Raw genomic sequence first — 5,569 nt, 5'->3', positions numbered from 1 at the left:
GGTCGGATCGGCTAAGCCGATCCGAATTTATCAAACACCGGCTTCGATAATCGCTTTCGCCAGAATTGGCACAGACTGCGCATTCAATCCCGCGATGTTCATCCGGCTGTCGCTAATCATGTAAATCGCATGCTCTGCGCGCAACTGCTCGACCAACTCGGGCGTCGTTCCAAGGCGGGAGAACATACCGCGATGCTGCGCAAGAAAGCCAAATCTGTCCGAGCCGCTGAGGCGCTGAAGCTCGCCCGCCAATTGGGTCCGCAAATCAAGCATGCCCAAACGCACCTCTTCCAGCTCTGCCGCCCAATCCGCGCGCAAGTCCGGATCGCTCAGAACCATTGTCACCAATCGCGCACCATGATCTGGCGGGAAGGAAAAATTCTGACGGTTCAAATAGGCCAGCGTATCTTGGTTCAGCGGCTGCTGTGACGCATCCGCGCTTACCGCCATCAAAATACCCGTGCGCTCGCGGTAGATACCGAAGTTCTTCGAACAGCTACCAGCAATCAAACACTCTGGAACAGAAGAGGCGACCAGTCGTGTCCCGGCGGCATCTTCTTCCAGACCATCGCCAAAGCCTTGATAGGCAATGTCGATCATCGGGATCGCGCCTGTGTCCAGTAGGATATCCACTACGATCTGCCACTGCGTCAGGTTTAGATTGGCACCTGTCGGATTGTGACAACAGCCGTGTAGCAAAACAACGTCGCCCGCTTTGGCCGTCTTTAGATCGGCCATCATGCCATCAAAATCTACACCGCGCGTTTCCGCGTCGAAGTAGCGGTATGGCACATGTTCGATATCCAGATATCCCAGAATAGAAACATGGTTCGGCCATGTCGGGTTGGACACAAACACCCGTGCTTCGGGGTTAGCCATCTTAATCAATTCAAACGCTTGGCGCACCGCGCCGGTTCCGCCCGGCGTTGCGGCAGCGGCGACATTGGCGCGGGCGACACTATCGCCAAGGACAAGATCAACCATCACGTCGGAAAACGCAGGATCGCCGGTCAGTCCGACATAGGACTTGGTACTCTCGACTTCCCAAAGCTGCTGTTCTGCCTTTTTGACGGCGCGCATTACCGGCGTGACGCCTTCGGCATTTTTGTAAACGCCAACGCCCAGGTCAATTTTTTCTGCGCGCGGGTCTTCGCGATAGGCTTTCGCCAACGACAGGATTGTGTCAGCAGGCTGTGCTTTCAGGTTGGCAAACATCAGACGTCTCCGGTTTCAATAGGCATGCTGGATACTGAACCCCATTCGGTCCAGGACCCGTCATAAACGGCGTGATCGCTTTTGCCGATCCGCTCAAGTGCAAGTGACAATATGCAGGCCGTAATACCCGATCCGCAACTGGTGATGACGGGCTTGTCCAGATCAACGCCTGCTGTTTCAAACGCCGCTTTAAGCGCCGCTGGCTCTTTCATCGTGCCGTCATCGTTCAACAGGTTCTTGAAGAAAACGTTGCGCGATCCAGGAATACGCCCGGCCCGCAAGCCCTCGCGCGGCTCTGGCTCGCTACCTGCAAACCTTGCAGGGGAACGCGCATCGACGATTTGCGGTGTTCCCAGCTTGGCCGCGGCCGCAACCTGCGTTGCGTCCTTCACCATCTGGTTCTGGAACCGCACCATCATATGACGATCGCGAATAACAGGTGGCAGGTCCTCAATAGCGCGCCCTTCGGCGATCCATTTCTTCATGCCACCATCCAGAACAGCGACGCTACCCTGCCCCATCAAACGAAAAAGCCACCAAACGCGCGGTGCAGAAAATACGCCTTCTGCATCATAGACAACGACCTGATGTCCGTCACCGACGCCCATCGCGCGCATGCGGGACATGAATTTTTCGGCGCTTGGAGCCATATGCGGCAAGGCTGAGCGTGCATCGCTGATTTCATCAATGTCAAAAAAACGCGCGCCGGGAATATGAGCTTTGTCATACTCTGCTTTGGGATCACGGTTCTCGGCAGGCATATACCAAGACGCATCAATGATCCGCAGATCAGGATCGCGCATATGGGCGGCAAGCCATTCTGTTGAAACCAACGTCGACGGATCGTCCAGTGCCATGAGATAAGCCCTCTTTTTTGTCACATCTTGCTTACTGCCGAGGGAGCGCAGTGGCAAGAGTGGGCACCGCGAATACGCGATGCCCCGTTGGCAAAGCTTACTTCGCCATCATGTTCTTTACGACGCCAACGATCGCAAGCACGGCACCACCGCCAATGCCGCCGCCAGCAACCTGTGTCAGAATGGATGCGATATCCAGACCACCAGCGCCACCGCCTGCACCCAGCATGCCAAGTACTTGGCCACCGATACCGCCGCCTACGATGCCGGAGATCGAGTTGATGAGTGTACCTTGGTTCAGGTTTTTCATCACGCCGCCAGCAACGTTACCGCCTACTGCGCCCGAAATAAGACCAATCAAGAGTTCCATAGTATTCCTTCCCGTCGGGTCATTATGATATCCGGCGCAGAGGTGACCCAACCCATACGCGTGCGCAACCTTAGTGCAGGTGTAGGCCATGCGTCATGGGGAAATGTAGGCAGGCCTTCCCATGCGGAGACATCCAAACGTTTTACTTATTCGGAATGCCGCAGCAGACGTTGCTTTTGACGGCCCCAATCACGTTTGGCGTCACTGGCGCGTTTGTCATGGTTCTGCTTGCCCTTGGCGATGCCCAGCTTCAGTTTCACAAACCCTTTGTGATTGAAATAAAGCACCAACGGTACAAGTGTCATTCCCTTGCGCTGGGTATCGGACCACATACGTGCCAACTGCTTTTTCGACGCCAAAAGCTTGCGACGACGACGCTCTTCATGACCCCACGTGCGAGCAGGTTCATAGGGCGCGATATAGCTGTTTACCAACCACAACTCACCGTCTTTCACCTCGGCATAGCTTTCCGCAACATTGGCGGAATTGACCCGTAAGGATTTGACTTCCGAGCCTTGCAGAATAATCCCGCACTCGATGTCATCCTCGATCGCATAATCATAGCGCGCGCGCCGGTTCTCGGCGATCACCTTATAATTCGGATTTTCCTTTGGCTTGGCCATGGTACGTGTCTTTCTGGTTCTGAGCGCCCTACATAAGGCCTTCCGCTTCTCACTCCAAGGCCAATTGACAAAAGCCTCTGGACTTGACCCCCACGACTGCGCAGAGTTGTAGGCTAAAGCCCTGACTGAAAGCCCTTTGCATGACCGACTTTTTACTACTCGCCTTCATTTTTCTTTGTGCCGGCGTCATCGCCGTTCCCATTGCCTCGCGGCTTGGGCTTGGTTCTGTATTGGGGTATCTGATCGCTGGCATCGCCATTAGTCCGCTTCTGGCTGTTTTGCATGTGGACGTTCTTTCGATCCAGCATTTTGCGGAATTCGGTGTCGTGATGATGCTCTTCCTTGTCGGGCTAGAGCTGGAACCAAAGATGCTTTGGGGTATGCGCACCAAACTGCTGGGGCTTGGCGGCGGACAGGTCGGATTGACGACGTTGGTTGTGATGGCGATCTGCATGGCATTTGGACAACCATGGTCAATTTCCTTGGCGATTGGTCTGGTCATGGCCCTGTCATCCACCGCAATCGTACTGCAAACACTTAACGAAAAAGGTCTGATGAAATCTGATGGTGGGCAGTCCAGCTTTTCTGTCCTGCTCACCCAAGATATTGCCGTTATCCCGATGCTGGCGCTAATGCCGCTTTTGGCAATGCCAGAATTGATGGACATGGCCAGCGATGCGGTTGCACACGGCGCGGACGCCGCCCATGGCGCAGCCCCCCATGCAGATGACGGCGATCACGGATCAGGGTTGAGCCTTGTTGATGGACTAAACGCTTGGCAGACGATGCTTGTTACCATCGGCGCAGTGATTGCGGTTATCCTTGGCGGTAGTTTCCTTACGACCCCGATCTTTCGCTTTATCGCCGGGGCTGGCCTGCGGGAGCTTTTCGTCGCTGGCGCGCTTTTGATTGTGATCGGTATTGCGTTGCTGATGTCGCTTGTCGGGCTTTCACCTGCATTGGGAACATTCATAGCGGGTGTTGTGCTCGCCAACAGTGCTTATCGACATGAACTTGAAAGCGATATTGATCCGTTTCGGGGACTGCTGCTTGGCCTGTTCTTCATGAGCGTTGGCGCTGGCATCAACTTTGCGTTGCTCTTTGAAAACATCGGCTCGATCTTCGCGATGACGCTAGGCTTGATCGCAGTAAAGGCAATCGTTCTTTTAGTGCTTGCGCGCATTTTCAAGATTGAAGGGTCCGACAAATGGTTGTTCGCGCTTGGCCTCGCGCAGGCAGGTGAATTTGGCTTTGTGCTGTTGTCCTTCACCGTGGCTGGTGACATCATTCCCGGCTCAATCGCTGACATTCTTTTGCTGGTCGTTGCGCTATCCATGCTCCTGACGCCTGCCCTTTTCATCATCTACGACAAACTCATCGCACCGCGGTTCAGCGAAGAAGAACAGCGCGAGATGGATGATATCCATGAAACGTCCAACATCATTATCGCAGGCCACGGCCGCGTTGGCGGCTTGGTCAACCGCACCTTGCGCGCGGCGGGCTTTACACCGACCGTGATCGACTATTCCTCCAAGCAACTCGATATGCTCGCGCAGTTTGGCGTTAAGGCCTACTTCGGTGATGCATCGCGACCTGATATGCTGCACGCTGCGGGGATTGGCGAAGCCAAGCTTCTGGTGATTGCAATAGATGGCAGGGATCAGATCACCGAAATGGTGCATCACGTCCACGAACATCACCCCAACGTTCACATCATGGCGCGCGCGGTGGATCGCAATCACGTTCACGAGCTTTACGCAGCGGGGTGCCGAGATATCATTCGTGAAACCTACGACAGTTCCATGCGCATGGCGCGCTCTGCGTTCGAAGCATTGGGAATCGAAAAAGACAAAGCTGAAGACCTCTGCGCCGCTTTCACAGAAACAGATCGCAAGGGCATGATCGAAGCTGCACCCGCTTACAAAATCGGTGTGCCTATTGTTGAAAACAAGGAATACATTGCTCTCACCAATGAACTAATACCGCGCTATGAAGCGGAACTTGGCGAGCGAATGAAACAAATCCTGCAACGCAACTCAAAGGACGGCGAACAGCTATGAAAGACGACAATTTCCTACGCGAGAACAACGCGCGTCACATGTGGCATCCAATGGGTCATCCCGGTGATATCCAAGCAAATCCGCCCGCGATTATCGCCAAAGCAAGCGGTGTTCACATCGAAGATCTCGATGGTCACAAAACCGTCGATGCGGTTGGTGGCCTCTGGTGTGTAAACCTTGGCTATTCCAATGACGTGGTGAAAGAGGCAATCGCCAAGCAGCTTTATGATCTGCCCTACTATTCCGCCTTTGCGGGCACATCGAACCCTCCCGCAATTGAGGCCTCCTATGCGGTGCGCGAGTTTTTTGAACCCGACGGGATGGTGCGGGCCTTCTTTACCTCGGGCGGCTCGGACTCGGTTGAAACCTGCCTGCGCCTCGCTCGCCAATATCACCGCCTTCGCGGCGAACCGACACGCACCAAGTTCATATCGCTCAAGAAAG

6 protein-coding genes are annotated in these 5,569 nt (G+C 54.6%); 2 read left to right on the top strand and 4 right to left on the bottom strand.

The genetic code is table 11. From position 1 onward, the window contains the following. Positions 1-30 precede the first annotated feature (30 nt). From WBC85_RS08325 to smpB, 4 genes are all read right to left on the bottom strand, one after another. Entirely contained in the window at positions 31-1,215 is a 1,185-nt protein-coding gene (locus WBC85_RS08325; RefSeq protein ID WP_424435183.1) for an aromatic amino acid transaminase, read from the bottom strand. After that, positions 1,215-2,072, bottom strand: coding sequence for a 3-mercaptopyruvate sulfurtransferase (sseA, locus tag WBC85_RS08320; RefSeq protein WP_424435180.1), 858 nt, complete (start codon positions 2,070-2,072; stop codon positions 1,215-1,217). The genes WBC85_RS08325 and sseA overlap by 1 nt, the downstream gene beginning before the upstream one ends. A 97-nt stretch (positions 2,073-2,169) precedes the next feature. Beyond that, on the bottom strand, positions 2,170-2,442 hold the full coding sequence (locus WBC85_RS08315) for a hypothetical protein (protein ID WP_424435177.1): 273 nt from the start codon (positions 2,440-2,442) through the stop codon (positions 2,170-2,172). 146 nt (positions 2,443-2,588) lie between these two features. Continuing rightward, positions 2,589-3,065, bottom strand: coding sequence for an SsrA-binding protein SmpB (smpB, locus tag WBC85_RS08310; RefSeq protein WP_424435174.1), 477 nt, complete (start codon positions 3,063-3,065; stop codon positions 2,589-2,591). A gap of 140 nt (positions 3,066-3,205) precedes the next feature. On the opposite strand from smpB, the gene WBC85_RS08305 reads away from it, so the two are divergent. Together WBC85_RS08305 and WBC85_RS08300 are read left to right on the top strand one after the other, a co-directional pair. Beyond that, entirely contained in the window at positions 3,206-5,125 is a 1,920-nt protein-coding gene (locus tag WBC85_RS08305) for a cation:proton antiporter (RefSeq protein ID WP_424435171.1), read from the top strand. Beyond that, on the top strand, positions 5,122-5,569 hold a 448-nt coding region (locus WBC85_RS08300; RefSeq protein WP_424435168.1), incomplete at its 3' end, for an aminotransferase class III-fold pyridoxal phosphate-dependent enzyme. The genes WBC85_RS08305 and WBC85_RS08300, both read left to right, overlap by 4 nt.

Origin of the sequence: Planktotalea sp., from assembly GCF_049680325.1 — a bacterium.
GTDB lineage: Bacteria > Pseudomonadota > Alphaproteobacteria > Rhodobacterales > Rhodobacteraceae > Planktotalea.
The sequence above is the reverse complement of the archived record's forward strand: the minus strand, read 5'-3'. Positions and strand labels throughout refer to the sequence as shown.